Below are 26,076 nucleotides of genomic sequence, written 5' to 3' on the forward strand. Positions count from 1 at the left end.
TGACCAGCCGAGACGAGCAGGAAGCGATCAATGCTCTTCCCTTCCCGAAGCCTCGACGGGTCACCGCAGCTGACCCTTGAGCTCGACCCCAGGGCCAGCGGTGACCTCCTCCCGCGGATCCTGTGGGCGGGCGTCACGACGTCCGCGACGGCCGCACCGGGTGGCTACCCCTCGACGTTCCGCGGGCCGGGAGTGCCGCTGCTCGGCGAGCACGCCCACGAGCTGTTCACCCGGCCGCACCTCATCGGGCACCGGGTGGACGCCCCGGGCTCCGACGCGGCCTGGTCGACCCGCTTCACGGTCGACGAGGTGAGTGAGTCCGACGAACGACTGGTGGTGCGCGCCACTGACGCCGCGGCCGGGCTCGAGCTGACCGCCGAGCTCGAGGCACTGCCCGGTGGGCTGCTGCGGGCCCGCCACACCCTCACCAGCACCGGGACCGGCAGCTATCACCTGGCCGCGCTCGACGTCGTCCTCCCGGCAGCCGACGACCTGGTCGAGCTGCTCGACTTCACCGGGCGCCACGAGGGCGAGCGCACCCCGCAGCGGCACGCGATCACCGACGGGCTCTGGGTGCGCGAGGGCCGCGAGGGGCGCCCGGGCCTCGGCGGCGCCACCCTCGCCGTGCTCGGCACGGCCGGCTTCGGCACCCGCACCGGCACGGTCCTCGGCGCGCACGTCGCGTGGAGCGGCAACAGCTCCTTCCGGGTCGAGCGGTCCCCCGACCTCGGCACGACCCTCGGCGGCGGCGAGCTGCTGCAGCCCGGCGAGGTGGTGCTCGAGCAGGGCGACGACTACGCGACGCCGTGGGTCGTCTTCGGCGCCTCGGAGGAGGGACTCGACGGGTTGGCGTCGGCGTTCCACACGTACGAGCGCTCGTGGCCCGCGCACCCGCAGCACCAGCCAGTGGTGCTCAACGTGTGGGAGGCCGTGTGGTTCGACCACGACCTGCCGCGACTGCGCGAGATCGCCGACCGCGCGGCCCGCGTCGGCATCGAGCGGTTCGTGCTGGACGACGGCTGGTTCCACGGCCGCCGCGACGACACCGCCGGGCTGGGCGACTGGTGGGTCGACCACGAGGTGTGGCCCGAGGGCCTGACGCCGATCGCCGAGCACGTGCGCTCCCTCGGCATGCAGTTCGGGCTGTGGTTCGAGCCCGAGATGGTCAACCCCGACTCCGAGCTCTACCGCGCCCACCCCGACTGGATCCTGGCGACGGGCGCGCGGGTGCCGCAGCTGCATCGCAGCCAGCTCGTCCTCGACCTGTCGCGGCCGGAGGTGTGGCAGCACGTCCACGACCACGTCCACCAGGTGCTCGAGTCGGCACCGGTCGACTACGTCAAGTGGGACCACAACCGTGAGCTGCTCGACGCCGGGAGTGCCGTCCGCGGCGGGGCGTCCGCGGCGCGTGACCAGACCCACGCGTTCTACCGGATGCTCGACTCGTTGCGCGAGCTACACCCCGACATCGACTGGGAGTCCTGCGCGTCCGGCGGCGGCCGGATCGACCTGGGCGTGCTCGAGCGCACCCAGCGGGTGTGGACCTCCGACATGACCGACGCGCTCGCCCGCCAGCACATCCAGCGGTGGACCGCCCAGCTCGTCGCGCCGGAGTACCTCGGCGCCCACGTGAGCTCGCCGGTCGCCCACCAGACCGGTCGCACGCTGCCGCTCGACTTCCGGGCGGCGACCGCGATGTTCGGTGCCTTCGGCGTCGAGTGGGACCTCAGCACGGCCTCGGAGGACGAGCTGTCGGCGCTGGCCGCGTGGGTCGAGCTGCACAAGCAGTTCCGCCCCCTGCTGCACTCCGGACGGCTCGTACGCCCGGAGTCGTCGGACCCCGCGGTGCTGCTCCACGGCGTCGTGTCGGCCGACGGCGACCAGGCCCTCCTCGCCCACGTGCAGATGGACGAGTCGGCGAGCAACCGCGGCACGACGGTGCGCGTGCCCGGCCTCGTGCCCGACGCGTCGTACGCGCTGCGGTGGGTCGGCCCCGTCGACCGCAGGGCGACGAGCCGGTCCGTCGAGCTGTCGCGCGGCGGCCCGACCGAGGAGGTCGAGGTGCTGGGCGCGGTGCTCGGCACCCGCGGCTACTGGATCCCGCGCCGGCGCCCGGAGACGGTCACCCTCGTGCACGTCGAGCAGCTCGGCTGACAAGGTAGGACGATGGCTCTCACGATGGACGGCAACGACGACTGGTGGCGCACCGCGGTGGTCTACCAGGTCTACCCGCGCAGCTTCGCCGACTCCGACGGCGACGGCATCGGGGACCTGCGCGGACTGATCGACTGCCTCGACCACCTCGAGCTGCTCGGCGTGGACGTCGTGTGGCTGTCGCCGGTCTACCGGTCGCCGCAGGACGACGCCGGCTACGACATCAGCGACTACCAGGACATCGGCCCGACCTTCGGCACGCTGGCTGACATCGACGACCTGGTGGCGGCGCTGCACGCGCGCGGCATGCGGCTGATGATGGACCTCGTCGTCAACCACACCAGCGACGAGCACGCGTGGTTCGAGGAGTCCCGGTCCTCGCCCGACAACCCGAAGCGGGACTGGTACTGGTGGCTGCCGCCGCGCGAGGGCATGGCCGGCGGTACGCCCGGCGCCGAGCCGAACGACTGGGCGAGCGTCTTCTCGGGATCCGCCTGGGAGTACGACGAGGCGAGCGGCGAGTACTACCTGCACGTGTTCTCCCGGAAGCAGCCCGACCTCAACTGGGAGAACCCCGTTGTCCGCGAGGCGATCTACTCGATGATGCGCTGGTGGCTCGACCGCGGGGTCGACGGGTTCCGGATGGACGTCATCAACCTGATCTCCAAGGACCCGGCGCTGCCCGACGGGATCGTCAACGGACCCCGCGTCCACGAGTTCCTCGCCGAGATGCACCGCGAGGTGCTGGCCGGACGCGACCGCAAGATCCTCACCGTCGGCGAGATGCCGGGCACGACTGTCGAGCAGGCGCGGCTCTTCACCGACCCCGACCGGGCCGAGGTGGACATGGTCTTCACCTTCGAGCACGTCGGCATCGACCACGCGGAGACCAAGTGGGACCTGATCCCGTTCCGGCTGCCCGCCCTCAAGGCCGTGCTCGGCCGCTGGCAGGCAGGCCTCGCGGACGTCGGCTGGAACTCGCTCTACTGGAACAACCACGACCAGCCCCGCGCAGTCTCCCGCTTCGGTGACGACGGCCCCTGGCGCGTCCGCTCGGCGAAGCTGCTCGGCACCGTGCTGCACCTGCACCGCGGGACGCCGTACGTCTACCAGGGCGAGGAGCTCGGGATGACGAACCACCCGTTCGGCGGCATCGACGAGTTCCGCGACATCGAGTCGTTGAACCACTACGCCCAGGCTGTCGGTCTCGGCGCCGACCCCGAGCACGTGCTCGCGTCACTGCGCTCGCGCGGCCGCGACAACGCCCGTACGCCTGTGCAGTGGGACGACTCCCCGCACGCCGGCTTCACCACCGGCGACCCGTGGCTGCCCGTGGACCCGCACCACCCGGAGGTCAACGCCGCGGCCGCGATCGCCGACGAGCACTCGGTGTTCCACCACTACCGGCGACTGATCGAGCTCCGGCACACCGTGCCGGTCGTGGCGCACGGCGACTTCACGATGCTGCTGCCCGACGACGAGGTGGTCTACGCGTTCACGCGCTCCCTCGACGACGTCGAGCTCCTGGTCCTCGCCAACTTCTCCGGGGAGCCGGTGCAGCCCGACCTCGATCTCGCAGACTGGGCCGACGCGGAGGTCCTCCTGGACAACGTCGAGCCCACGAACGACGACGGGTGGTCGGGCCGGCTCGAGCCGTGGCAGGCGCTGGTCCTGCGGCGCTGACCGGCCTGCGTCAGTAGGTGCCGATGAACTTCTTCGGCGTGCCCGGCGCGGGCTGGCGCTGCACCGTCACCGAGCCCATCATCGCCATGCCACGCACGCGGATCGTCGGTGAGTCCGGGCCGATCTCGGCGGGCACCTTGTCCTTGCCGTGGCCGAACTCGCCCATGATCGGAGTTCCGTCGATCACCACGTTGAGGTGGGCGGGCACGATGATCTTGACCTCGCCCATGATCGTGCTGGCGTTGATCTGCGTGTCGTGCGACGACAGCTGGGCCTGACGGAGGTCGATCACGACCGACCCCATCAGGGCGAACGCGCTGTGGTGCTCGGGCACCGCCCAGACGCCCTGCCGCTTGCACTCGCCCATGATCGCGGTCGACGAGGCGTGGGCAGAGGTCGGCAACCCGGTCGGCGTACGCCGGGCGGGCGCGGCCGCCGGCAGCGGGTGCGCGGGCAGGTGGAGGTCGGCGGTGATGGGCACCAGGTCGGCGTACGTCTTCGCGCCCCACGCCAGCTCGAGGCGCTCGTCGAGCTCCTCCAGGTCGATGCGGCCCTCGCCGGCGGCCTCGCGGAGCACCTCGGCCACCTTCTGGCGGTCGTTGTCCGAGATCCGCAGCAGCGACGGGTCAGGTGGCCGGTTCTCGATCTCCCCCATGCGGCTCAGGATAGCGAGGACCGACCCCCGGCATCCGTGACGCCCGTCAGCACGCCCGCTCGACCTCCGCCGACGCCAGCACCCGCGACACGGCCAGCGCCGCCTGGCGGCCGGCCCGCGAGGCACCGATCGTGCTCGCCGACGGGCCGTAGCCCACCAGCTGCACGCGCGGGTCGACGACCGACGTCGTCGCCCCCTGCACGTTGCCGCGGACGCCCTCGAGCGCGATCCCGCCCTCGGTGGTGCGCAGCCCGAGCGGGGCGAGGTGGTCGACCGCGGGTCGGAAGCCGGTGGCCTGAGAGCGGCGACCTGTCCGCGAGCGCCAGCGAGCCGACAGGGCGCCGAATCGAGCGCTTGAACGGCAGCCGGGCCGCTTCCTGCTCCTGGGGGCGCAGCGCGAGCCCCGTCACGCTGACCACGGACGCCGGCGGGAGCCCGCGGCGTACGCGCTCCTCGACCGCGGTCACGGCGGCCAGACCGGCGGAGGCGTCGAACTCCTCGCGCCAGACCGGCGGCCGACGGGTGACCCACAGGGTGTCGGTCACGGGCGCGAGCTCGCCGAGGAACTGCACGGCCGAGGCGCCACCGCCCACGACGAGGACCCGCAGGCCGCGGAAGTGCGCGGCACCGGGGTAGTGCGCGGTGTGCACCTGCTCCCCCTCGAACGATGCGATGCCGGGGTAGAACGGCACGAACGGACGCGTCCACGTGCCCGTCGCGTTGACGAGCGTGCGCGTGTGCCATGTGCGTTCGCCGGTCCGGACGACCAGGAGGTCGCCGTCGTTCTCGACCCGGTCGACCCGCACCGGTCGTACGACGGGCAGGTCGTGGCATCGCTCGTAGTCGTCGAAGTAGTCGGGGACGACGACATTCGCGGCGAGCGCCGAACGCTCGGGCGCGGTCGACCCCGGCAGGTCGGCGACACCGTGCACGTCGGCCATGCCCAGCGACGCCCATCGGTGCTGCCAGGCGCCGCCGGGGCGCGGGTTGGCGCCGAGCACGACGTGGTCGATCCCGCGCTGGCGCAGGAAGTACGACGCGGCGAGTCCGGCCTGAGAGCGGGGACCTGTCCGCGAGCGCCAGCGGGCCGACAGGGCCCCGAATCGAGCGCTTGAACACCAACCCAGTGCGTCCATGCTGTGTCGGTGCGTCTATGCCCGTGACCACAGACGTGGCAGCCTCGACCACATGGACATCGCCACTCGCGCCACCACCCTGCTCGAGCTCCACCACACCGGGACCACGCTGGTCCTGCCCAACGTCTGGGACGCTTGGTCCGCCCGCGCCGTCGCGGACGCCGGATTCGCCGCCCTCAGCATCGGCAGCCACCCCCTGGCCGACTCACGCGGCCAGGGCGATAACGAGGACATGACGCTCGACGACGCCCTCGACGGCGTACGCCGCATCTGCTCCGCCGTGCCCGACGTGCCGGTGACCGCCGACATGGAGGCCGGCTACGGCGCGGATCCTGCCGAGCTGGTCGAGCGCCTGCTCGAGGCCGGAGCCGTCGGGCTCAACATCGAGGACACCGTGCACTCCGAGGGCGGTCGGCTGCGCTCGGTGGCCGAGCACGCCGAGTACATCGGCGGGTTGCGTCAGGCGTCGGACGCTGCCGGCGTCGACCTCGTGGTGAACGCCCGCACGGACGCGTTCATCAAGAAGGACCTGTTCGAGGACCCGGTCGCCGAGGCGATCACCCGGCTGCTCGCATGCGAGGAAGCAGGTGCGCGCTGCACCTATCCCGTCGGCGCCCCCGACGCTGAGTCGCTCCAGCGCCTGCTCGACGCCCTCTCCGGACCGGTCAACGTGATCGCCAACCCGCGCAAGGGCTCGGCCGCCGGCTCGCTGGAGGACCTGCAGTCCATGGGCGTGCACCGGGTGACGTTCGGCCCGCTGCTCCAGAAGGAGCTCGCGCCGGACCTGGCCGCGCTGGTCGCGCCCTGGAAGTAGGTCTTCGTCACGCCACCTGTCGAGCGGTGGTCCAGCCACAGTCCGCGCGCCAGGAGCGTGGCTCCATCACCGCCGACCGGCGTGTCGCCGTACGGCGCGCACCGGGCGGTGGTCCAGCCACAGTCTGCAGCCGCGAAAGGTGGCTCCATCACCGCTCGTGGCCGACGATGGCGGGGCTCAGCCGGCGACGACGAGCACGGCGGTCGGCGCCACCTCGAGGCGTACGGCGTCTCCGGGCTGGAGCCGCAGCGCGTCCGAGCTGGCGAGCTGGGCGATCACGTCCGTCCCGTCGGCGAGGGTGCAGGTGACCCGCGACAGCGGTCCCAGGAACTGGACGGTCGTGACCCGGGCCTGACCGGCCTCGTCGGCGACGACCGACACGCACTCGGGGCGGACGAGGGCGGTGCCCGACCCCGTGGCCGACCCGGGCAGCACCGGGACGTTCTGGCCCAGGACCGAGGCCACATCGCCCTGGACCTCGGCCGGCAACCGGTTGCTCAGTCCGACGAACTCGCCGACGAACCGGCTGGCGGGGGCGGAGTAGAGGTCAGCGGGCGGCGCCAGCTGCTCGAGGTGGCCGGCGTTCATGACGCCAACCCGGTCGGCGACGGCGAGCGCCTCCTCTTGGTCGTGCGTGACGAACAGCGTCGTGGTGCCGACCTCGATCTGGACTCGCCGGATCTCGTCACGCAGCTGGACGCGCACCTTGGCGTCGAGCGCCGACAGCGGCTCGTCGAGGAGCAGGACCGACGGCTCGATCGCGAGCGCCCTGGCGAGCGCGACCCGCTGCTGCTGGCCGCCGGAGAGCTGGTGGGCGTAGCGGTCGGCGTGCTCGCCGAGCCCGACGAGGTCGAGCATGTCCCCCGCGCGCGTACGGCGGGCGGCACCGTCCTTGCGCCGGAGCTTGAGGCCGAAGGCGACGTTGTCGATGACGGTCATGTGCGGGAACAGGCTGTAGGCCTGGAACACCATCCCCATGTCGCGCTTGTTGGCCGACACCCTGGTCAGGTCCTTGCCGCCGACCTCGACGCGGCCGGACGTGGGCTGGTCGAGCCCCGCGAGGATGCGCAGCGCCGTGGTCTTGCCGCAGCCGGAAGGGCCCAGCAACGCCACCAGCTCGCCCGGTGCGAGGTGCAGGGTGAGGCCGTCGAGGGCGCGCACCTGGCCGTAGACGCGGGTCAGGTCGGTGAGCTCGACGGCGAGCCCGGCCTCGGGTCGTGCCTGGGTGTGGGTCATTCCTTCTGTCCTCCGACGTCGGGCGCCTGGTTGCGGTTGAAGAACGAGAGCCCGAGGAGCAGCAGCGAGATGACCACGATCGAGGCGAAGCCGCCCGCGATCGCCGTCGAGGTCTCGGACTTGTAGATGGCGGCGAGGGCGACCGGCATCGTGTCGTAGTGCAGGAGCGAGGCGAACACGTACTCGCCGAGCACCAGGGCGATCGTGATGAAGGCCGCACCGAGTACGCCGCTGACGATGTTGGGCAGCACGATCCGGGTGATCACGGTCAGCCAGTTGGCCCCCAGCGAGCGGGCCGCCTCCGCGAGCGTCGCCACATCGATGGCCGAGAGCGCCGAGTCGATGGACCGGTAGGAGTAGGGCAGCACCAGCACGACGTACGCGAAGGCGAGCACCTGCGGGGAGTCGCCCAGCAGGTAGTTGACCCAGGTGTAGACGTTGGAGATGCCGACCACGATCACCAGCGGCGGCACGGTCAGCGGGAGCAGGCACAGGAACTCCACGAGCCGGCTCAGCCCGGGCGTGCGGAGCCGGACCCAGATCATCGTCGGCACCAGCAGCACGACCATCAGGACGACGGTGAGCACCGCGAGCAGGAGCGAGGAGATGATCGCGCTCCGCAGGTCCTCGTTGCGGACGAGCTCGGCGTAGTAGTGGAACGTGATGGTGCCCTTGAGCGGACCCTTGCCCTGCACGCTGAAGTTGGCCATCGAGATCAGCGGCAGGAAGAAGTAGAGCGCGAACAGGCCGAGCAGCACGGCCCGGACGATGCGGAACCCGCCCCCGGCCTTCATCGCAGCCACTTCGACGTACGACGGAGCAGGAGGGCGTAGAGGGCCATGACGATCGCGACGACGACGATCATCTCGAGGGCGAGCGCGAAGCCGAGGTTCTGCTGACCGAGCAGGACCTCACTGGTGAGCGCCGAGCGGATGAGCAGGGGCACGATCGGGTTGCCCTGACTGACCAGCACGGCCGCGGTGGCGTACGCCGCGAACGCGTTGGCGAACAGCAGCAGCACCGAGCCCAGGAAGGCAGGCGTCAGGAGCGGGATCCCGACCATCCGCCAGTACTGGAGGTTGGTGGCGCCGAGGTTGACGGCCGCCTCCTTGAGCTGCGGCCGGAGCCCCTCGAGCGCCGGGGTGAACACGATCACCATGAGGGGCACCTGGAAGTAGGTGTAGACGACGATCAGGCCCTTGAGCCCGTAGAGCCAGCCGGCGCCGTAGATGTCGATCCCCGGTCCGGAGCGCAGGACCTCGGTGAGGAGCCCGGAGAAGCCGAGCAGCGAGATCCAGGCGAACGCGAGCGTCACTCCGCCGAACTGCGCGAGCACGCCCGCGATCGACAGCGTCGTACGCCGGACGATGCTGCGCGGCCCGAGCGAGACGATCAGGTAGGCCAGCACGGCGCCGAGGACGCCGCCCAGCAGTGCGGTGGTCGCTGACAGCAGGATGCTCTTGCGGAGCGTGTCGATCGCCGCCGACGACGTCAGGGCCTCGATGTTGCCCATCGTGAAGGCGCCGGTGTCGCCGTCCTGGAACGCCCCGATGATCACCGTGATCGTCGGGACGAGGAGGAAGACGGTGAGAAATCCGAAGAACGGCAGCAGGGCGAGGTACCGGCCGACGGAGATCCGCCGGCCGGTGCCTGCCTCTGCAGGAGCGGTGGTGCTCAGCTGATGACCTTCGACCAGTTGTCGGCGAGGTACTCGCCCGCAGTGACCGTCTGGTCGTCGGTCGGGATGACGGGCTCGCCGCCCACCTCGGGCAGGGCGCCCCACAGGTCGGCGTCGATGGTGCCGGCCTCGGCCATCGCGTCACCGCGGACCGGACGAGCACCACCCTTCAGCCAGAGGTTCTGGCCCTCGTCGCTGTAGAGGAACTCCTGCCACAGGCGAGCGGCGGCCGGGTGCGGGGCGTCGGCGTTGATGGCCTGGAAGTAGTAGCCCGCGACCACCGCCTCCTCGGGGACGACCGTCTTCCACGTGTCGACGTTGGCCGCGGCAGCCGCGCCCAGGTAGTCCCAGTCGATGACGACAGGGGTCGCGCCGGACTCGATCGTGCCGGAGTCGGGGTCGACAGGCAGGAAGTTGCCGGCCTTCTTCAGGTCGCTGAAGAAGTCCACGCCCGGTGCGATGTCGTCGGCGGAGCCGCCGTTGGCGATCGCGGCCATCATCACGCCGCTGAACGCGGCGCCGGCCTGGGTCGGGTCACCGTTGAGCGCCACAGCGCCCTTGAACTCCGGTCCGAGCAGGTCCTGGAGAGAGGTCACGTCGGGCACCTTGGCCGAGTCGTAGCCGATGGACATGTAGCCGCCGTAGTCGTTGACCCAGGCGCCGTCGGCGTCCTTGAACTCGGTGGGGATGTCGTCCCACGTCTCCACCTGGTAGGGCGCGAACATGTCGGTGTTGGCCAGGGCGACCGACTGGCCGAGGTCGAAGACGTCGGGAGCCTTGTCAGTGCCGGCGAGGTCGTTGGCGGCGTTGATCTCGTCCTGCGACGCACCGTCCGGCTGGTCGGAGTTGACCTTGATGTCGTACTTCTCCTCGAAGGTGGAGATCATCTCGCCGTAGTTGGCCCAGTCCGGCGGGAGGGCGATGACGTTCAGCTCCCCTTCGTCCTGGGCGGCCTTGATCAGGTCGTCCATGCTGCCGAAGTCCTCGGCCGACGTCGCGGTCGCCGCGTCGACACCGCTCTCCGTCGTGGTGTCGGCCTCCTTCTCGGGCGCGGCACAACCGGCCGCCGCTGCGAGGGTCGCCAGGACGGCGAGGGACGCGAGTGTCTTGCGGGTTTTCACTGGACCTCCACTAGGTGCACTTGTCCGAGATCGGCAAGGTGTGCCGGGCGGAGCCTCCTCGGTCCCGTCGGATCGGAGGCTACTCCCGAATGGCCGTTGAGCGGCAGACCCGTGAACGGCCGGTACAGCAACGTGATGCGTCGTTGCGTATCGCGCTACTGGAGCGTGGCCGAATCGCTACCCCGGAATCCCTTCCTCGGCCGCGCACCCCGCGTTACGCTGCCGCCGCGCCCGAGGTTCGCCGGCGCCCGAAGGCCCCGGACGGGCCGACCTGCGGGGGTCTTGTCGATGCGGCTGCTGCTCTTCCTCATCCCATTCGTGCTCGGCGTCTACTGCCTGGTCGAGGCCATCTCCAGCCGTGACGGCGAGGTGCGCAACCTCTCGAAGGTCTGGTGGATCCTGCTGATCCTCTTCTTCCCGTTCGTGGGCTCGGTCGCCTGGCTGGCCGCCGGTCGACCCGTACGCACCCCGCGTCGCAACGGCCCGCACGAGCGGAGCGCCGGCGAGTTCCCGGAGTACGACCGTCCCGGCCGCTTCGCGGCTGCCGACCCGGCGGCGGACGAGGCGTTCCTCAAGAAGGTGCGCGAGCGTGCGGAGGAACAGCGGCGCAAGGCACGGGAGCAGAAGCAGCGCGAGCTCGAGGGTGATTCAGGCGAGGAAGCGGACCCCGCGTAACATCAGCAGCCGTGAGCGCCGCTGAGTTCCACTACTCCGACATCCTCCCGACCGCCGGTTCCAACGGCGCCGAGGAGACCCCCTACCGGCTGATCACCACCGAGGGTGTCTCGACCGTCGACGTCGGTGGGCGGACCTTCCTCCAGGTGGAGCCCGAGGCGATCCGACGGCTCACCGAGGAGGCGATGCACGACATCAGCCACTACCTCCGGCCCGGCCACCTCGCCCAGCTCCGCAAGATCATCGACGACCCCGAGGCCTCCGGCAACGACCGCTTCGTCGCGCTCGACCTGCTCAAGAACGTCAACATCTCCGCCGGCGGCGTGCTCCCGATGTGCCAGGACACCGGCACCGCGATCGTGATGGGCAAGAAGTCGGAGGGCGTGCTCACCGGCGCCGACGACGGTGAGGCGATCAGCCGCGGCGTGTACGACGCGTACACCCGGCTCAACCTCCGCTACTCCCAGCTCGCGCCGCTGACGACGTTCGAGGAGAAGAACACCGGCACCAACCTGCCGGCCCAGATCGAGCTCTACTCCACGCCCGCGAAGGACGTCCCGGAGTACAAGTTCCTCTTCATGGCCAAGGGCGGCGGCTCGGCCAACAAGTCGTTCCTCTTCCAGGAGACCAAGGCGGTGCTCAACCCGACGCGGCTGATGGAGTTCCTCGACGAGAAGATCCGCTCCCTCGGCACCGCCGCGTGCCCGCCGTACCACCTCGCCGTCGTCATCGGCGGCACGAGTGCGGAGTTCGCGCTCAAGACCGCCAAGTACGCGTCCGCGCACTACCTCGACGACCTGCCGACCGAGGGCTCGATGGCCGCGCACGGCATCCGCGACGTCGAGCTGGAGGAGAAGGTCTTCGAGCTCACGCAGTCCTTCGGGATCGGCGCACAGTTCGGCGGCAAGTACTTCTGCCACGACGTACGCGTCGTCCGGCTCCCCCGACACGGCGCGTCGTGCCCGGTGGCGATCGCCGTGTCGTGCTCGGCCGACCGCCAGGCGCTGGGCAAGATCACGACGGAGGGTGTCTTCCTCGAGCAGCTCGAGACCGACCCGGCGCACTACATGCCCACCGACGGCGTCTCCGACGACATCTCCGGCGGCGAGGTCGTGCAGGTCGACCTCAACCAGCCGATGGCCGACATCCTCGCGGAGCTCTCGAAGCACCCCGTGAAGACCCGGCTCTCGCTGACCGGCCCGCTCGTCGTGGCGCGCGACATCGCGCACGCCAAGATCAAGGAGCGGCTCGACGCGGGCGAGGAGATGCCGGCGTACCTCAAGGACCACCCCGTCTACTACGCCGGCCCGGCCAAGACGCCGACCGGCATGGCGTCCGGCTCCTTCGGCCCGACGACCGCGGGCCGGATGGACTCGTACGTCGAGCAGTTCCAGGCCGCCGGCGGCTCGATGGTGATGCTCGCCAAGGGCAACCGCTCCAAGGTCGTCACCGAGGCATGCAACGCCCACGGCGGCTTCTACCTCGGCTCCATCGGCGGCCCCGCCGCCCGCCTCGCGCAGGACTGCATCCGGTCCGTGTCCGTGCTCGAGTACGAGGAGCTCGGCATGGAGGCGGTCTGGAAGATCGAGGTCGAGGACTTCCCCGCCTTCATCGTCGTCGACGACAAGGGCAACGACTTCTTCACCGACCCGTCGGGCGCCGTGACCGTCCCGCTGAGTTCTCTCCTGGGGGCCGGCATCCGGGTCCGCTCCGCGGAGTAGCCCTCGTCGGGACGTGCTACGAAGCGGCGGTCCCGTCCGCCGCATCGTCACACGTCCTGCCCAAGGGGCAACCCCGATCGCGGAGCGCTCGCTCGATCTGGGCGAAGAAGTCGTCGGCCGCCACCCTCAGCCCGAGCAGCGGGAGGCGGAGGACCACGCTGTTGTCGAGGGTCACGTCGTTGTGACGCAGGGCGTCCTGGACGACGTTCGTCGCCCACGAGTGCTGGATGCCGTCGATCTCGACGACCACTCCCCACTCCTCCCAGCAGACGTCGAGGTAGTACGTCCCGTCCTTGCCCCGGCGTACGACCTGGCGTGAGGGCTTCGGCAGCCCGCGCTTGCGGCACTCTGCGGCGAACTCCGCCTCGCTGATGGACCGCACCCCGTCGAGGAGGTCTAGGACCGCGGCGTGCAACAGCCTGCGGCGCTTGTCACGGTGGACCGAGAGGAGCGACTGGCCGATCCGTTCGGCCGTCGTGAGCCGTTGCTGGACCGCCATCGTGATGAGCAGAACAGCCTGCTTGTCCGATTTCGCCCACAGGGCTGCGTGCACCGCGGCGACGTCGGGCCTGGCTCGCGGCACACCGGAGGGCACGACGACGCGCGGGTCGTACCTCCTGGTCCGTACGACCAGCAGGCCCGGTGCCGACCTGGCGCGCGACGCCATCGGGACGCTCACTCGCACCGCGTCCCAGGTGAAGCCGGTCAGGCCCTCGGCGATGAGGGCGGAAGCACCATCGAGATAGGCCTGCGGCCCGCCTTCCAGCACCGCCGCCCACTGCGCTCCGATGTCACTGAGCGGGCCGGTGTGCACCGCGACGACCTGGCTGTGGACTCGTCGCCACCGTCGCGCGGACACCTGCGCGCGCACCTGGTGACGGGTGACTCCGTGGTCGCGCAGCTGCATCAGGCTGATGACTCCGCCCTGCTCAGCGGCCTTGGCACCTGCCCGGTCGATGCGGCGGGCCCGGAGCGCACGTGGCTCGAGGGAGTCGTCCATCCACCGATGGTCCGCACCACGGGCCGTGGCCACCAGAGCGTCGTACGCACCTGTGGAGAGCCGGTTCGCCGGACGTGCTGCGAAGCGGCGGCCTGGACCGCCGGATCGTCACACGTCCGGGGCCGCAGGTCAGGTCAGGTCGCGGAGCGTGGCGAGCACGTCGGGCCAGTGGGCGACGAGGGTGGCGAGGTGGGTGGTGCGGGGGCGTACGACGACCTCGACGTCGGCGAACCCGGCGAGCAGGTCGGCGGCAGCTCCGGCTCCGGTCCGGTCGTCGTCCTCGCCGAACCACGCCCGTACGGCGCACCGCACCTCGGCAGGCGCGTGCTGCCACGGGCGGTGGAAGAGGGCGGCGTCGCGGAGGTAGCCATCGGGTACGGCGAGGGCCTCGCGCACCGACGCAGCGACCGCCGCCGGGCCGAGGGCCGCGACGAGGGCGGCATCGGCCGGAGGGAGCATCGGCAGCCAGCGCGCGGTCAAGGCGTCGTCGTCCGGGTCGGAGGGGTCGACGCCGGCGCGCCAGGCGAGGAACTCCGGCGCCATCTCGGCCACCAGCTCGTCCACCGGCTCGGTGCGCGAGCCCGGCGGTTGGGTCGCGACCAGCCCGAGCACGGCCACCCGGTCGGGGTGCCGGGCAGCGCACGCGACGGCGTACGCCCCGCCCACCGACATGCCGAGCACCGCGAACCGCTCGTGACCGAGCCCGGTCGCGACCTCCGCGAGGTCGTCGGCGACGGTGCCGTGGGTGCTGGCATGGGCGGTGGAGCGGCCGTAGCCCGGGCGGTTCACGCAGAGCAGTCGTACGCCGGCCGCGCGGGCGGCGTCGTGCCCGGTCATCGCGACGTGGCGGGTGTCCGGGCAGCCGTGGAGCACGGCCACCAGCGGTCCGTCGGGATCGCCGCCGGTCCAGCCCTGCAGCACCCGCCCGTCGGCCGACGGCCAGTGCACGGTCAGGAGGCCGTCGCGAGACGGTCGGCCAGCGCCGACGCTGCGGCGCCCGCCAGGTGGCCGAGGTGCTCCGCGCCGTCGACCAGGTCCTGGTGTGCGCCACCGAGCAGCACGGTCGTGAACGGCGTCAGCGCCTCGACCGCCTCGCGCACAGCGGGAAGGTCCTCGACGAGCGGTGCAGCGAGCACGACGGCCGCGGGTGCGATGAGGCGTACGGCGCCGACCCACGCCTCGAGCGGCAGGTCGCCGCCGAGATAGGTGACGGACACGCCCCGCGAGCGGAGCACGCTGGAGAAGGCAAGGACGCCGAGCTCGTGCCGGGCACCGCGCGGGAGTCCGGCGACCACCCGCGTTCCGCCATGCGACGTGGGCGCCAGGGACTGGAACGCCGTTGCGAGCCTGCGGTGCACGGCGGCGGACACGAAGTGCTCCCCGGCCACCGACACCTCGCCTCGCTGCCACGCCGTGCCGAGGTGCGCCAGCGACGGCAGCAGCCACTCGTCGACCGTGGTCGCGAGGTCGTCGGCGTCGAAGGCCTCCGCGATCAGCCACTCCAGACGCGGGACGTCGAAGTCCACCGCGCAGGCAACGAGCTCGCGCATGCGCGCGTCGGCGTCCGGCGGCTCGGGCCGGGCGATCTCCGCCTCCGCGGCCGACGTGTCGTCCACCACGTGCTGCGCCGCCTCGTGCGCGGACCAGCCCGCGTCGACGAGGGTGCGCATCACGCTGAGCCGGCGTACGGCCTCGTCGTCGTAGAGCCGGTAGTTGCCCGACGAGCGCTGCGGCACGACCACGCCGTAGCGCTGCTCCCACTTGCGCAACGTGGTGCTGGGCACGCCGGTCAGCTCTGCGGCGCGACCGACGGTGTACATCCACTCACGGTAGGACCTGGCGACCCGCATGGGCAGGGTTTGGACAACACTTCCGAGCCCGTCGAACTGGGGAAGGGTTCGACACCACCGGGGTGGGCCCGTGGCGCCAGATGCCGTGCAGGATGGGCGCGTGACCACCGACATCGCGGAGATCGCCCGCGCCGAGACCGCGCGCGGTGAGCTCGTGCTGCGGCGTCGGGTCTCCGAGACCGCCGCCGACGTGCTCGAGCTGCGCGTCAACGGGGTCTTCGTGATGGACACCCTCGAGACCACGAGCGAGATCGAGCTGGCCACGCAGGCCCTCGGGCTCGTCGACGAGCCGACCGCGGTGCTGATCGGCGGGCTCGGCCTCGGCTTCACCCTGCAGCGGGTGCTGGCCGATGCGCGGGTCGAGCGTGCCGTCGTGGTGGAGATCGAGGAGCCGCTGATCGAGTGGATGCGCGACGGCACCGTGCCCCACGGGCCGGCGATCCTCGCCGACGCGCGCGCGTCGGTGGTCAACGCGGACATCGCGATGGCCATCGCCGAGGCGCGGTCGACGTACGACCTGGTGCTGCTCGACGTCGACAACGGTCCGGGCTACCTCGTCCACGACGGCAACGAGGCGGTCTACGGGTCGGCGTTCCTCGAGCGCTGCCGCGACCTGCTGCGCCCGGGCGGGGTGCTCGTCGTCTGGTCGGCCGCCGTGGCGCCGGCCCTCCTCGCCGCGATGCGCACCGCCTTCGGGGACGCCGAGGAGCAGGCCCACGACGTGCTGCTGCAGGACCGGCCGGAGGAGTACTTCCTCTACCTCGCGCGACGCTGACCGACCCGCGGAGCCGGGGCAACCCGTCAGCGCAGGAACGCCTCGAGCACCGGACCTGCGGTCTGCGAGCCGGAGACGCCGGTCTCGACGAACACCGCCACGGCCAGGTCGCCGCGGGTGGCGATCATCCAGGCGTGGGTCGGGAGGCCGCCGGTCGCGTCGGGCTCGCCGTACTCGGCCGTGCCTGTCTTGGCCCCGATCTCGCCGGGTACGTCGAGCAGGAACCGCCCCGACCCCGTCGTCACCACCGCGCGCATCAGGCCGCGGAGGGTGCCGGCCTCCTGCGGGGTCAGCGGCACGTCGGGCTCTACCTGCTGCACCTCGTGCTCGGGCAGCAGCACCGGCAGCACGGTGCGTCCGGCGGCGACGGACGCGGCGACGGTGGCCATCGCGAACGGGCTGGCCAGAACGGTGCCCTGGCCGATCATGTCGGCGGCGGCTCCGGTCTCGGTCTCCGGCGGCGGCACCTGGCCGAAGTAGACCGGGAAGCCGAGGTCGTGGTCCGTGCCGAGCCCGAGCGCCTGCGCGGCGGCGGTCAGGTCGCCGGGGGCGAGGCGGTCGGCGTTGCCGATCAGGGCGGTGTTGCACGACTGCGCGATGGCCTGCACGAAGGGGATGTCGCCGAGCGCCGAGGACGGGTAGTCGTCGTAGTTCTTGAACGAGCGGCCGTCCACGACGGTCGTCGCGGGGCAGGAGACCACGTCGTCGACCGCCAGGCCGTTGCGCAGCAGCGCCAGTGACGAGACGACCTTGAACGTCGAGCCCGGGGCGTAGTGACCGGTGTCGGCCAGGTCGGCTCCGGCGGCCCCGGTGCCGTTCGCGGTCGCGAGGATGGCGCCGTCCGACGGCCGGATCGCCACCAGGGCACTGGCCGGACCCTCCTCGCCCAGGGTGGCCAGCGCCTGCTCGGCCTTCTGCTGGAGGTCGGTGTCGAGGGTGGTGACCAGGTCCGCGCCGTCGGTGGCCGGGGCCTCGTGGAGCGTGCGCAGCACGTCCTCGTCGTCGCGCGCGACGACCGCTGTGCCCGGCACACCGCGCAGCTGCTCGTCGTAGCGCGCCTGCAGGCCGGAGAGTCCGACCTCGTCGCTGGCGCCGATCGTTCCGCCCGACTCCTTCACGATGTCGGCCGTCGCCGGGCCAACCCGCCCGAGCAGGGCTGCCGCGAACTCCCGCGTCGGGGCGAGGGCGAGCGTGTCGCGCACCGCGAGTGCCCCCGGCACCTTCCGGAAGGACGGCAGCACCTCGAGGGCGTCGTCCTCGCGCAGCACCAGCGCCTCGACGAACGCCTCCGCGCCCATCTCCTCCGCGCGCTCGACGTACGACGCGGCGTCCACCTCGAGGATGCGGGCGATGCGACGCGCGCTGCGGGCCACCTGCGGGCCCCCGACCTTGGTCTTGTCGAGGCCGTAGCGCAGGACCGGACGCTCGGTCACCAGCTTCACGCCATCGGCACCGACGATGTCGCCCCGCACCGGGGTCACCGTCCTCAGTCCGAGCGTGTCTCCCTCGACCACATCGGGGGCGAGCGACTCCGGCGTCCAGTCGACCTCCCACCCCGAATCGGTCGAGGTGAGCTCCACGGTCGTCTCGTACGCCCACTGCCCGGTGCCCGTCACGTCCCAGCGCCACGCCAGGGAGGCGGTGGCCGACATGTCGTCCTCGGCCTGCTCGACACCCGCGACCTCGACCGCGACGGGCACGTCGACCAGAGGGGAGACCAGCTCGGCGAAGGCGTGCCGATCGGCGTCGTCGGTGAGCGGCACCTCGCCGAGCGAGTGCTGGCCGAGCGCGGCCGCGAGGTCGTCGGCGACGTCCGCGGCGGGAGGACCGGAGTCGTCGCCGAGCACCGAGCAGGCGCTGCCGGTCCCGATGAGCACGGCGGACATGGTCAGACCGATCCCGAGTCGGAGTGCACGCATAGGTCCATCGAACCAGCCCGTGAGCTCGGGAACCACGCGGGTACGGTCACCGCATGAGCGACACACGCACCGAGCACGACTCCATGGGCGACGTCGAGGTGCCCCGCGAGGCCCTCTGGCGGGCGCAGACCCAGCGCGCCGTCGAGAACTTCCCGATCAGCGGGCAGACGATCGCGCCCGCGCTGGTCGTCGCGCTGGCCCGGGTGAAGCGGGCGGCGGCACTGGCCAACGCCGGCCTCGGGGTCGTCACCGGCGCGCAGGCCGAGGCGATCGTGGCTGGCGCCGACGCCCTCATTGCAGGCTCGCACCACGACGCGTTCCCGATTGACGTCTTCCAGACCGGCTCGGGCACCAGCTCCAACATGAACACCAACGAGGTCCTCGCCAGCCTGGCGAAGCGGGACGGCGTCGACCTGCACCCCAACGACGTCGTCAACGCCAGCCAGTCCAGCAACGACACCTTCCCCACCGCGATCCACGTCGCCGCCGCCGAGTCCGTCACCGGCTTACTCGTCCCGTCGCTCGAGCACCTCGCCCAGGCGCTCGAGCGCAAGGCCGACGAGTTCGCCGACCTGGTGAAGTCCGGACGTACGCACCTGATGGACGCGACGCCGGTGACGCTCGGGCAGGAGATGGGCGGCTACGCCGCGGTCGTACGCCTGGGCGTCGAGCGGCTGCGGACGACGCTCCCCCGGGTCACCGAGCTGCCGATCGGTGGCACCGCTGTCGGGACCGGCATCAACACGCCCGACGGGTTCGCCGCCGCCGTGGTCGAGCATCTGAACGCCGACCTCGACCTCGGCCCCGACCTCGGCTTCACCGAGGCGCGCAACCACTTCGAGGCCCAGGGCGGCCAGGACTCGCTCGTCGAGCTGTCCGGCGTGCTGCGCACCATCGCCGTCGGGCTGACCAAGATCTGCAACGACCTGCGCTGGATGTCGTCAGGCCCGACCACCGGGCTCGCCGAGATCCACCTCCCCGACCTCCAGCCGGGGTCGAGCATCATGCCCGGCAAGGTCAACCCGGTGCTGCCCGAGGCCACGCTCATGGTGTGCGCCCGGGTCGTCGGCAACGACGCGACCATCGCCTGGGCCGGCGCGTCCGGGAGCTTCGAGCTCAACGTGATGATGCCGGTCATGGCCCACGCCCTGCTCGAGTCGGTCACCCTGCTGTCCACCTCGACCGTGCTGCTCGCCGACCGGTGCGTCGACGGCATCACCGCCGACGCCGAGCGGATGCGGCGCTACGCCGAGTCGTCGCCGTCGGTCGTCACGCCCCTCAACGCGTACATCGGCTACGAGGCGGCCGCCAAGGTCGCCAAGCAGGCGCTCGCCGAGGGCGCCACGATCCGCGAGACCGTCATCGCCATGGGCTTCGTCGAGCGCGGCGACCTCACCGAGGAACAGCTCGACGCCGGGCTCGACGTCGACTCGATGACGGGGCGCTGATGGACGCGACACGTGAGGCCTTCAAGGCGATCGACCGGGCCATGACCGGGGACTCGCGCGTGCTCGAGGTGGGCTGCGGCGCGGGCGAGATGGCGGAGCGGATCGATGCGCTCCCCGGAGTCTCCCTCGTGGCGACGGACTACTCGGACGACTGCGTGGAGGAGACCGCTGCACGCGGTGTAGACGCACGCCAGGCGGACATCTGCTACCTGCCCTTCGACCCCGAGAGCTTCGACGTGGTGTACGCCGGCTGGATGCTCGACCACGTCCGCGACATCGACCGGGCCCTCGCCGAGGTGCGCCGGGTGCTGCGGCCGGGCGGCACGTTCGTCGCCGTGACCGGTGGCGACGTGGGCGCGCCCGAGGGGCGTCGCCACCGCTTCTCCGGCGAGACCGGTGAGCGGATGCTGTCGCGCCGGTTCAGCGACGTACGCCGCCAGGACCTCGAGACCGCGACGGGCGACGTCACCGTCTTCGAGGCACGCTGACACGTACGAAAAAACGAGGCGCGACCCGTCCGTCCCCGTGGAACGGCCGAGTCGCGCCTCTCCGACCCCCCTGGCCGAATCAGTGGGAGCCCCGTGGGCTCGTCAGCTGGGGACCGTGGCGACCTCCGAGCCGCAGTCGAGGTCGTCGCCGTTCCCCATCACCGAACCATGACGCGTCACCGGGGCCTGCGAGGCCGGTTCCGGCTGTGACTAGGCCGACCGGTTAGACCACTGGTCCTGCCCCTGCGGGTGGAGCGCCCACCCCTGAGCGGTCGCTCAGTACCAGCCGTGGCCGGACTTGAAGCTCCAGGCACTGCACGGCGAGCCGTAGGTGCCCTGGATGTACTCCAGGCCCCACCGGATCTGCGCCTCGGCGGAGGTCATGTAGTCCGCCGGCAGGTCGTGGAGCTGCGTCAGGGCCTGCGGGATGCCGTACGCCGACGAGCTGGGGTTGTCCGCATCGACCCGCCACCCGGACTCGCTCTCGTAGAGCGAGTCAAGGCAGGAGAACTGGTCGGACGAGAAGCCGTAGAGCGGGAGGAGGGCGCGGGCGATGTCGCGCGGGTCGCCCTGGGAGAGGGTCTGCGACCTCGTGACGACGGGGCCGGCCGACATCGTCAGGGCCGTGGCCTTGGCCTTGGCCGCGTCGCGACGCGAGGAGCGCGAGACGACCTGGCGCTGCGCGCGCTGCGCGAGCGCCGCGCTGGTGTCTGCGCTGGTCGACGCGGCGGGGGTCTCGCCCGAGGTGGCCGGCGCGGACGCGGTGGTCGGGGCGACGTCGGCCGCGGCCGGCGTGAGGCCGGGGTCGCTGGAGAACATCCCGCCGGTGACGCTGACGCCGGTCGCGGCGGCCGCGAGGCCGGTCAGCGCGATCCCGGTGCGGAGCGCGCGGCGCGGACCGTGGGCGGCCTTGTGCTTGCCGGGGGCGCGGTGCGTGGGGACGTACTTCTGGGGCTGGGGCACAGCGAAGTCTCACGGGTGGACGACAGGGGGTGTGCGGCTCGAGAGGCACCACGGGACCGCCTCGTACGGACCTCGGGACGCGGTTCTCGGGGGGTGTCCTTGGCCCGACCCTCCGGGGAAGGTCACGAAACGATCACGCCCACCATGCACGAGGTGTCGGGGGCGCGCAAACCGAACTCCACAATTGATGAGGTCCCTTGCATCACACGTGGCTCATGGGTCCCGTGAGTCACTCTCCGCCCCACCTGCGTCGGCCCAGCGCCGCTGTAACGCCGGGTTACTGCTTGTACCCACCCCCGTGCTCGGGGGTGGGTACAGCAACTAACCCGGCGTTACAGCCGTTACAGCGGGGACGACGCGCGCGCCGTCAGAGGGTGACGTCCTCCAGCATCTCGGTCACCAGCGCCGCGATGGGCGAGCGCTCCGAGCGGGTGAGGGTGACGTGGGCGAAGAGCGGGTGGCCCTTGAGCTTCTCCACCACCGCGACGATGCCGTCGTGGCGCCCGACGCGGAGGTTGTCGCGCTGGGCGACGTCGTGGGTGAGGACGACCTTGGAGTTGGCGCCGATGCGCGAGAGGACCGTCAGCAGCACGTTGCGCTCCAGCGACTGTGCCTCGTCGACGATCACGAAGGCGTCGTGCAGCGAGCGGCCGCGGATGTGGGTCAGCGGCATCACCTCGAGCATGCCGCGGTCCATCACCTCGTCGATCACGTCCTTGCCGGTGAGGGCGCCGAGCGTGTCGAAGACGGCCTGCGCCCAGGGCGACATCTTCTCGTTCTCCGAGCCCGGGAGGTAGCCGAGCTCCTGGCCGCCCACCGCGAAGAGCGGGCGGAAGACGACGACCTTCTTGTGCTGGCGCCGCTCCATCACGGCCTCGAGCCCGGCGCACAGCGCCATCGCCGACTTGCCGGTGCCGGCGCGACCGCCGAGGGAGACGATGCCGACCTCGGGGTCGAGGAGCATCTCGAGGGCGATCCGCTGCTCGGCCGACCTGCCGTGGACCCCGAAGGCGTCGCGGTCGCCGCGGACGAGGTGGACCCGCTTGTCCGCCCCCACCCGGGCCAGCGCCGTTCCGCGGTCGGACAGCAGGACCAGGCCGTTGTGGCACGGCAGGTCGCGTGCCTCGGCGAGGTCGATGACACCGTCCTCGTAGAGCTCGTCGAGGTCGGCGGCGGCCACCTCGAGCTCGGACATGCCGGTGTAGCCGGAGTCGCTGATCCCCTCGGCGCGGTACTCCTGGGCGTTCAGCCCGACCGCCGAGGCCTTGATCCGCAGCGGCAGGTCCTTGGAGACGAGCGTGACGCGGTGGCCCTCCTGCGAGAGGTTGTGCGCGACCGCGAGGATCCGGGTGTCGTTGTCACCCAGCCGGAAGCCGGACGGCAGCGACTGCGGGTCGGTGTGGTTGAGCTCCACCCGGAGGCTGCCGCCCTCGGTGCCGATCGAGACCGGCTCGTCGAGGCGCCCGTGGACGACCCGCAGGTCGTCGAGCGAGCGCAGCGCCGCGCGGGCGAAGTAGCCGAGCTCGGGGTGGTTGCGCTTGCCCTCCAGCTCGGTGATCACCACCACCGGCAGCACGACCTCGTGCTCGGCGAAGCGGACGAGAGCCCCCGGGTCGGCGAGCAGGACGCTCGTGTCGAGGACGTACGTCCGACGGTTGGAGCTGGAGCTGGGCGATGAGGTGTTGCTGGCCACGACTAACCCCTTGCTGCGGGTCGGCGCGCACACTCCTCGCCCGGCCCGATGTCATTCAACGGACCGGAGAGCTCCCATTCGAGTGCTCAAGGTTGCCTCCCGGTTCAGCAAGCTTCCCCACCTGCCGATGACGCGAAAGTACGCCCGCCGAACACCCGATCGAGGACGACACGCCCGAACGCGAGGTGACGAGCAGATGACCGCTGATGCCGGGTCTGGTCAGCCGCCGAAGCGGCGCTCGCGGGCGGCGTACGCGCGGATCGCGCGCAGGAAGTCGACGCGGCGGAAGTCGGGCCACAGCGCCTCGCAGAAGTAGAACTCCGAGTTGGCCGACTGCCAGAGGAGGAAGCCCCCGAGCCGCTGCTCGCCCGACGTACGGATCACCAGGTCGGGGTCGGGCTGGCCCTTGGTGTAGAGGTGCTCGGCGATGTGCTCGACGTCGATGAGGTCGGCGAGCTCCTCCAGCGACGTGCCGCGGGCCGCGTGGTCGGCCAGCAGGGCGCGTACGGCATCGGCGATCTCCCGGCGACCGCCGTAGCCGATGGCCACGTTGACGAGGATCCCGTCGATGTCGCGCGTCGCCTCCTCGGCCGCCTTGAGCCGCGCAGAGGTCTCGGGCGGGAGCAGGTCGAGCGCACCGACGGGGTGGATCCGCCAGCGACCGGCCTCGGCGAGGGACTCGACGGCGCCCTCGATGATCGTCAGCAGGGGCGTCAGCTGGTCGGACGGCCGGTTCGTGAGGTTGTCGCTGGAGAGGAGCCACAGCGTGACGACCTCGACCCCGACCTCCTCGCACCAGCCGAGCAGGGGGCGGATGTTGTCGGCGCCGGCCTGGTAGCCCTCGGCGGTGTTGAGGCCGACCGCCTTGGCCCAGCGCCGGTTGCCGTCGAGCATGACGCCGATGTGCTGCGGGATCTGGTCGGGCGGGAGCGCCTTCACCACTCGGGACTCGTAGGCCGGGTAGAGCACCCGTCGTACGCCGTCCCTGAAGTTGACCATCCGCCGATCGTAACGCCGTGTGACCGACCGCTCGCCTCTGAAGGTGTGCGCGTCCCACCCCGCGACGGGTACTTTGGTAGGTATGGAGCCCTCGCCGACCCCTCGCGATCGCGTCGACCACGCCGTCGACCGCGTCGAGCAGGCCGTCGAGCTGATGGCCGACAAGCTGGCCGAGGTCAAGCCCCACCTCCGCGGCTGGCTGCACGCCGGCACCGCGCCGGTGGCCCTCGTCGCCGGCATCGTCCTGGTCGCCCTGTCGCCCACCGCCTCGACGCGCATAGGCTCGGCCGCGTTCGCGTTCTCGGCGCTGCTGGTCTTCACCGTGTCGGCGATCTACCACCGCGGCACCTGGTCGCCGCGCACGTGGGCGTTCCTGCGCCGCTTCGACCACGCCAACATCTTCGTGCTCATCGCCGGCACCTACACGCCGTACGCCCTGCTCTTCCTCGAGGGCTCGGCGCGTACGACGCTCCTGCTGGTGGTCTGGGGCGCCGCCATCGCGGGCATGCTCTTCCGGGTCTTCTGGATCGACGCGCCGCGCTGGCTCTACACACCGATGTACCTCGGCCTCGGCTGGGCGGCGGTCTTCTTCATCCCCCAGTTCGTCGACGGCGCCGACCGGTTCAGCTCGGGTGTCGCGATCGCGACGCTGGTCCTCGTCGCTGCCGGCGGCATCCTCTACACCCTCGGTGGCGTGGTCTACGGCCTCAAGCGGCCCAACCCGTCGCCCCAGTGGTTCGGCTTCCACGAGGTCTTCCACTCGTTCACGGTGCTGGCCTTCGCTGCTCACTACGTCGGCATCTCGCTGGCGACGTACTCGCTGCGCTGACCCCACACGTGACCGGGCACGTCGTGCCCGTCCAGCAGGTCGACCGGGCACTTCGTGCCCGTGTTGCGCCACAAAGTGCCCGGTCGATGGTCAGGACGGGCACGAAGTGCCCGGTGAGCCTGCTCACGTGCGCACCGTGCCGAGCCGGTTCCCGCGCAACCTGCAGGGGATGCTGGTGACGGCCGTGGCGCTCGGCCTGGTGCTTGTGGCGTTCCGCACCGGCGTCGACCTCGTCACCGACGACCTCCCCACCACCGGCCTCGCGGGACGGTGGCTCGCCGAGATCAGAGGGTGACGACCGCAAAGGTGACCAGGGAGCCCACCACGACGACGGCCGCGAGCGCCCACCCGAGCAGCGCCGAGCGGCGCGCGAGCCACTCCAGCGCGAGGTAGGTCGTGCCGATCACGGCGAGCCCGACCGTCACGTGGAGCAGGACCGCGAGCAGCACCCCGGCGATGGCGCCGGCCATCCGCAGCCGACCCCACAGCAGGCTGAGCGCCAGCGGCAGCACGATCGCGCCGGACAGCCCGCCGACGACCTCCGTCCACCACGGCCGTTGCCCCATCCACGGCACGTCGACGGCGCCGATCCAGGAGCGGTCGAACAGGTCGCTGGTCGAGGAGTAGCCGAGGTAGAGGATCGTCACGATCGTGACGGCCGCCGCGACCCGGTAGGACCAGTGCTTGAGGGGCGTCCACGGCACCTCGCGGCCCACGAAGATCGTCGCGACGGTCACCGCCGTCCAGACGATCCACCGGCGCACGACGCCCGTGCCGGTGTCGGCCATGGCGTCGCGGAAGATCCGGTCGGCCTCGAACCGGTCGACCTCGTGCCCGTCCGTGGAGACGTACGACGCCGGGTCGGCGCGCCCCGCCACGAGCGCGTCGTGGAGCAGCGCCGCCGGCAGGTGGGCGCCGGTCTTCGGGACCAGCCACGTGAAGAGCGCCGGCACCGAGGTCAGGTCGGTGCGGAAGCCGGCGTCTGCGGGGACGAGCAGCTCGCTGAGGTGGCGGTCGCGGTAGGCCAGGCGGCGCTCGAGCTCGAAGGTCTCGACGCCCTCCTCGGCATGGCGCTCGAGCACGATCCGCGGATCGGCACCCGGGTCGGGCGGCTCCCCCGGCACACCGTCGCGCGCCAGCGTGCCGCCGTCGTAGAACCGACGGGGTTCCTGCACCACCTGTCCGGCCATCGCCGCCACGCGCTCCCGAGCTCGCATGACCCCAGTGTGGCCTGCCGGA

24 protein-coding genes are annotated in these 26,076 nt (G+C 71.5%); 10 read left to right on the forward strand and 14 right to left on the reverse strand.

Features of this window, described 5'->3' with window-relative positions; genetic code table 11:
- Positions 1 to 30 precede the first annotated feature (30 nt).
- Positions 31 to 2,154: an alpha-galactosidase gene (locus EUA94_RS13430; RefSeq protein ID WP_129427398.1), complete on the forward strand. Its 2,124-nt coding sequence runs from the start codon at positions 31 to 33 to the stop codon at positions 2,152 to 2,154.
- A 12-nt stretch (positions 2,155 to 2,166) separates the two neighbouring features.
- Positions 2,167 to 3,837 (forward strand): glycoside hydrolase family 13 protein, encoded by a 1,671-nt coding sequence (locus EUA94_RS13435; RefSeq protein ID WP_129427399.1) that lies wholly within the window; start codon positions 2,167 to 2,169, stop codon positions 3,835 to 3,837.
- A 10-nt stretch (positions 3,838 to 3,847) separates the two neighbouring features.
- Here the strand turns inward: EUA94_RS13435 and EUA94_RS13440 are convergent, their stop codons facing one another.
- Positions 3,848 to 4,492: a DUF1707 SHOCT-like domain-containing protein gene (locus tag EUA94_RS13440; RefSeq protein WP_129427400.1), complete on the reverse strand. Its 645-nt coding sequence runs from the start codon at positions 4,490 to 4,492 to the stop codon at positions 3,848 to 3,850.
- A 5-nt stretch (positions 4,493 to 4,497) separates the two neighbouring features.
- Positions 4,498 to 5,628 carry an NAD(P)-binding domain-containing protein gene (locus tag EUA94_RS13445; RefSeq protein WP_242494861.1) on the reverse strand — a complete coding sequence of 377 codons (1,131 nt, stop codon included), beginning with the start codon at positions 5,626 to 5,628 and terminating at the stop codon, positions 4,498 to 4,500.
- Positions 5,629 to 5,680: 52 nt separating this feature from the next.
- On the opposite strand from EUA94_RS13445, the gene EUA94_RS13450 reads away from it, so the two are divergent.
- Positions 5,681 to 6,442: an isocitrate lyase/PEP mutase family protein gene (locus EUA94_RS13450; RefSeq protein WP_129427401.1), complete on the forward strand. Its 762-nt coding sequence runs from the start codon at positions 5,681 to 5,683 to the stop codon at positions 6,440 to 6,442.
- 177 nt (positions 6,443 to 6,619) lie between these two features.
- Here the strand turns inward: EUA94_RS13450 and EUA94_RS13455 are convergent, their stop codons facing one another.
- From EUA94_RS13455 to EUA94_RS13470, 4 genes are all read right to left on the reverse strand, one after another.
- Entirely contained in the window at positions 6,620 to 7,678 is a 1,059-nt protein-coding gene (locus EUA94_RS13455; RefSeq protein WP_129427402.1) for an ABC transporter ATP-binding protein, read from the reverse strand.
- The gene (locus EUA94_RS13460; RefSeq protein ID WP_129427403.1) at positions 7,675 to 8,472 is read right to left on the reverse strand and encodes an ABC transporter permease; all 798 of its coding nucleotides are present in this window, start codon (positions 8,470 to 8,472) and stop codon (positions 7,675 to 7,677) included. The genes EUA94_RS13455 and EUA94_RS13460 overlap by 4 nt, the downstream gene beginning before the upstream one ends.
- Positions 8,469 to 9,236 carry an ABC transporter permease gene (locus tag EUA94_RS13465; RefSeq protein WP_242494862.1) on the reverse strand — a complete coding sequence of 256 codons (768 nt, stop codon included), beginning with the start codon at positions 9,234 to 9,236 and terminating at the stop codon, positions 8,469 to 8,471. The genes EUA94_RS13460 and EUA94_RS13465 overlap by 4 nt, the downstream gene beginning before the upstream one ends.
- Before the next feature lie 116 nt (positions 9,237 to 9,352).
- Positions 9,353 to 10,477, reverse strand: a complete 1,125-nt coding sequence (locus EUA94_RS13470) for an ABC transporter substrate-binding protein (protein WP_129427404.1) — start codon at positions 10,475 to 10,477, stop codon at positions 9,353 to 9,355.
- A gap of 288 nt (positions 10,478 to 10,765) precedes the next feature.
- On the opposite strand from EUA94_RS13470, the gene EUA94_RS13475 reads away from it, so the two are divergent.
- Together EUA94_RS13475 and EUA94_RS13480 are read left to right on the forward strand one after the other, a co-directional pair.
- Positions 10,766 to 11,152: a PLD nuclease N-terminal domain-containing protein gene (locus EUA94_RS13475; protein ID WP_129427405.1), complete on the forward strand. Its 387-nt coding sequence runs from the start codon at positions 10,766 to 10,768 to the stop codon at positions 11,150 to 11,152.
- 11 nt (positions 11,153 to 11,163) lie between these two features.
- On the forward strand, positions 11,164 to 12,873 hold the full coding sequence (locus tag EUA94_RS13480; protein ID WP_129427406.1) for a fumarate hydratase: 1,710 nt from the start codon (positions 11,164 to 11,166) through the stop codon (positions 12,871 to 12,873).
- A gap of 16 nt (positions 12,874 to 12,889) precedes the next feature.
- On the opposite strand, the gene EUA94_RS13485 is transcribed toward EUA94_RS13480, so the two are convergent.
- The 3 genes from EUA94_RS13485 to EUA94_RS13495 all read right to left on the reverse strand — a co-directional run bounded on the left by EUA94_RS13485 (position 12,890) and on the right by EUA94_RS13495 (position 15,693).
- Positions 12,890 to 13,873 carry a hypothetical protein gene (locus EUA94_RS13485; RefSeq protein ID WP_129427407.1) on the reverse strand — a complete coding sequence of 328 codons (984 nt, stop codon included), beginning with the start codon at positions 13,871 to 13,873 and terminating at the stop codon, positions 12,890 to 12,892.
- A gap of 129 nt (positions 13,874 to 14,002) precedes the next feature.
- A complete protein-coding gene (locus EUA94_RS13490; RefSeq protein WP_129427408.1) occupies positions 14,003 to 14,821 on the reverse strand; it encodes an alpha/beta fold hydrolase in 819 nt (272 codons plus the stop codon).
- Between the two features lie 2 nt (positions 14,822 to 14,823).
- Positions 14,824 to 15,693, reverse strand: coding sequence for a MerR family transcriptional regulator (locus EUA94_RS13495; protein ID WP_165356888.1), 870 nt, complete (start codon positions 15,691 to 15,693; stop codon positions 14,824 to 14,826).
- Between the two features lie 130 nt (positions 15,694 to 15,823).
- Here EUA94_RS13495 and EUA94_RS13500 point away from each other — a divergent pair, with 130 nt between their 5' ends.
- Entirely contained in the window at positions 15,824 to 16,498 is a 675-nt protein-coding gene (locus EUA94_RS13500; protein ID WP_242494863.1) for a spermidine synthase, read from the forward strand.
- Positions 16,499 to 16,524: 26 nt separating this feature from the next.
- On the opposite strand, the gene EUA94_RS13505 is transcribed toward EUA94_RS13500, so the two are convergent.
- Entirely contained in the window at positions 16,525 to 18,417 is a 1,893-nt protein-coding gene (locus tag EUA94_RS13505) for a penicillin-binding transpeptidase domain-containing protein (RefSeq protein WP_207210547.1), read from the reverse strand.
- Positions 18,418 to 18,470: 53 nt separating this feature from the next.
- On the opposite strand from EUA94_RS13505, the gene EUA94_RS13510 reads away from it, so the two are divergent.
- Together EUA94_RS13510 and EUA94_RS13515 are read left to right on the forward strand one after the other, a co-directional pair.
- Positions 18,471 to 19,865, forward strand: coding sequence for a class II fumarate hydratase (locus tag EUA94_RS13510; RefSeq protein ID WP_129427411.1), 1,395 nt, complete (start codon positions 18,471 to 18,473; stop codon positions 19,863 to 19,865).
- On the forward strand, positions 19,865 to 20,353 hold the full coding sequence (locus EUA94_RS13515; protein ID WP_129427412.1) for a class I SAM-dependent methyltransferase: 489 nt from the start codon (positions 19,865 to 19,867) through the stop codon (positions 20,351 to 20,353). The genes EUA94_RS13510 and EUA94_RS13515 overlap by 1 nt, the downstream gene beginning before the upstream one ends.
- Positions 20,354 to 20,629: 276 nt before the next feature.
- On the opposite strand, the gene EUA94_RS13520 is transcribed toward EUA94_RS13515, so the two are convergent.
- From EUA94_RS13520 to EUA94_RS13530, 3 genes are all read right to left on the reverse strand, one after another.
- Positions 20,630 to 21,316, reverse strand: a complete 687-nt coding sequence (locus tag EUA94_RS13520) for an aggregation-promoting factor C-terminal-like domain-containing protein (RefSeq protein WP_129427413.1) — start codon at positions 21,314 to 21,316, stop codon at positions 20,630 to 20,632.
- Between the two features lie 367 nt (positions 21,317 to 21,683).
- A complete protein-coding gene (locus EUA94_RS13525; protein ID WP_129427414.1) occupies positions 21,684 to 23,009 on the reverse strand; it encodes an RNA 5'-3' helicase PhoH2 in 1,326 nt (441 codons plus the stop codon).
- 219 nt (positions 23,010 to 23,228) lie between these two features.
- Positions 23,229 to 24,008, reverse strand: coding sequence for an isoprenyl transferase (locus EUA94_RS13530; RefSeq protein ID WP_129427415.1), 780 nt, complete (start codon positions 24,006 to 24,008; stop codon positions 23,229 to 23,231).
- Between the two features lie 82 nt (positions 24,009 to 24,090).
- On the opposite strand from EUA94_RS13530, the gene trhA reads away from it, so the two are divergent.
- The gene (gene trhA, locus EUA94_RS13535) at positions 24,091 to 24,837 is read left to right on the forward strand and encodes a PAQR family membrane homeostasis protein TrhA (protein WP_207210548.1); all 747 of its coding nucleotides are present in this window, start codon (positions 24,091 to 24,093) and stop codon (positions 24,835 to 24,837) included.
- 127 nt (positions 24,838 to 24,964) lie between these two features.
- Positions 24,965 to 25,132, forward strand: a complete 168-nt coding sequence (locus tag EUA94_RS22155; protein ID WP_165356889.1) for a hypothetical protein — start codon at positions 24,965 to 24,967, stop codon at positions 25,130 to 25,132.
- Here the strand turns inward: EUA94_RS22155 and EUA94_RS13540 are convergent.
- On the reverse strand, positions 25,122 to 26,054 hold the full coding sequence (locus tag EUA94_RS13540) for a DUF1353 domain-containing protein (protein WP_165356890.1): 933 nt from the start codon (positions 26,052 to 26,054) through the stop codon (positions 25,122 to 25,124). The two genes, EUA94_RS22155 and EUA94_RS13540, sit on opposite strands and share 11 nt — an antisense overlap.
- Positions 26,055 to 26,076 lie beyond the last annotated feature (22 nt).

This window comes from Nocardioides zhouii, from assembly GCF_004137345.1.
GTDB classification, from domain to species: Bacteria; Actinomycetota; Actinomycetes; order Propionibacteriales; family Nocardioidaceae; genus Nocardioides; species Nocardioides zhouii.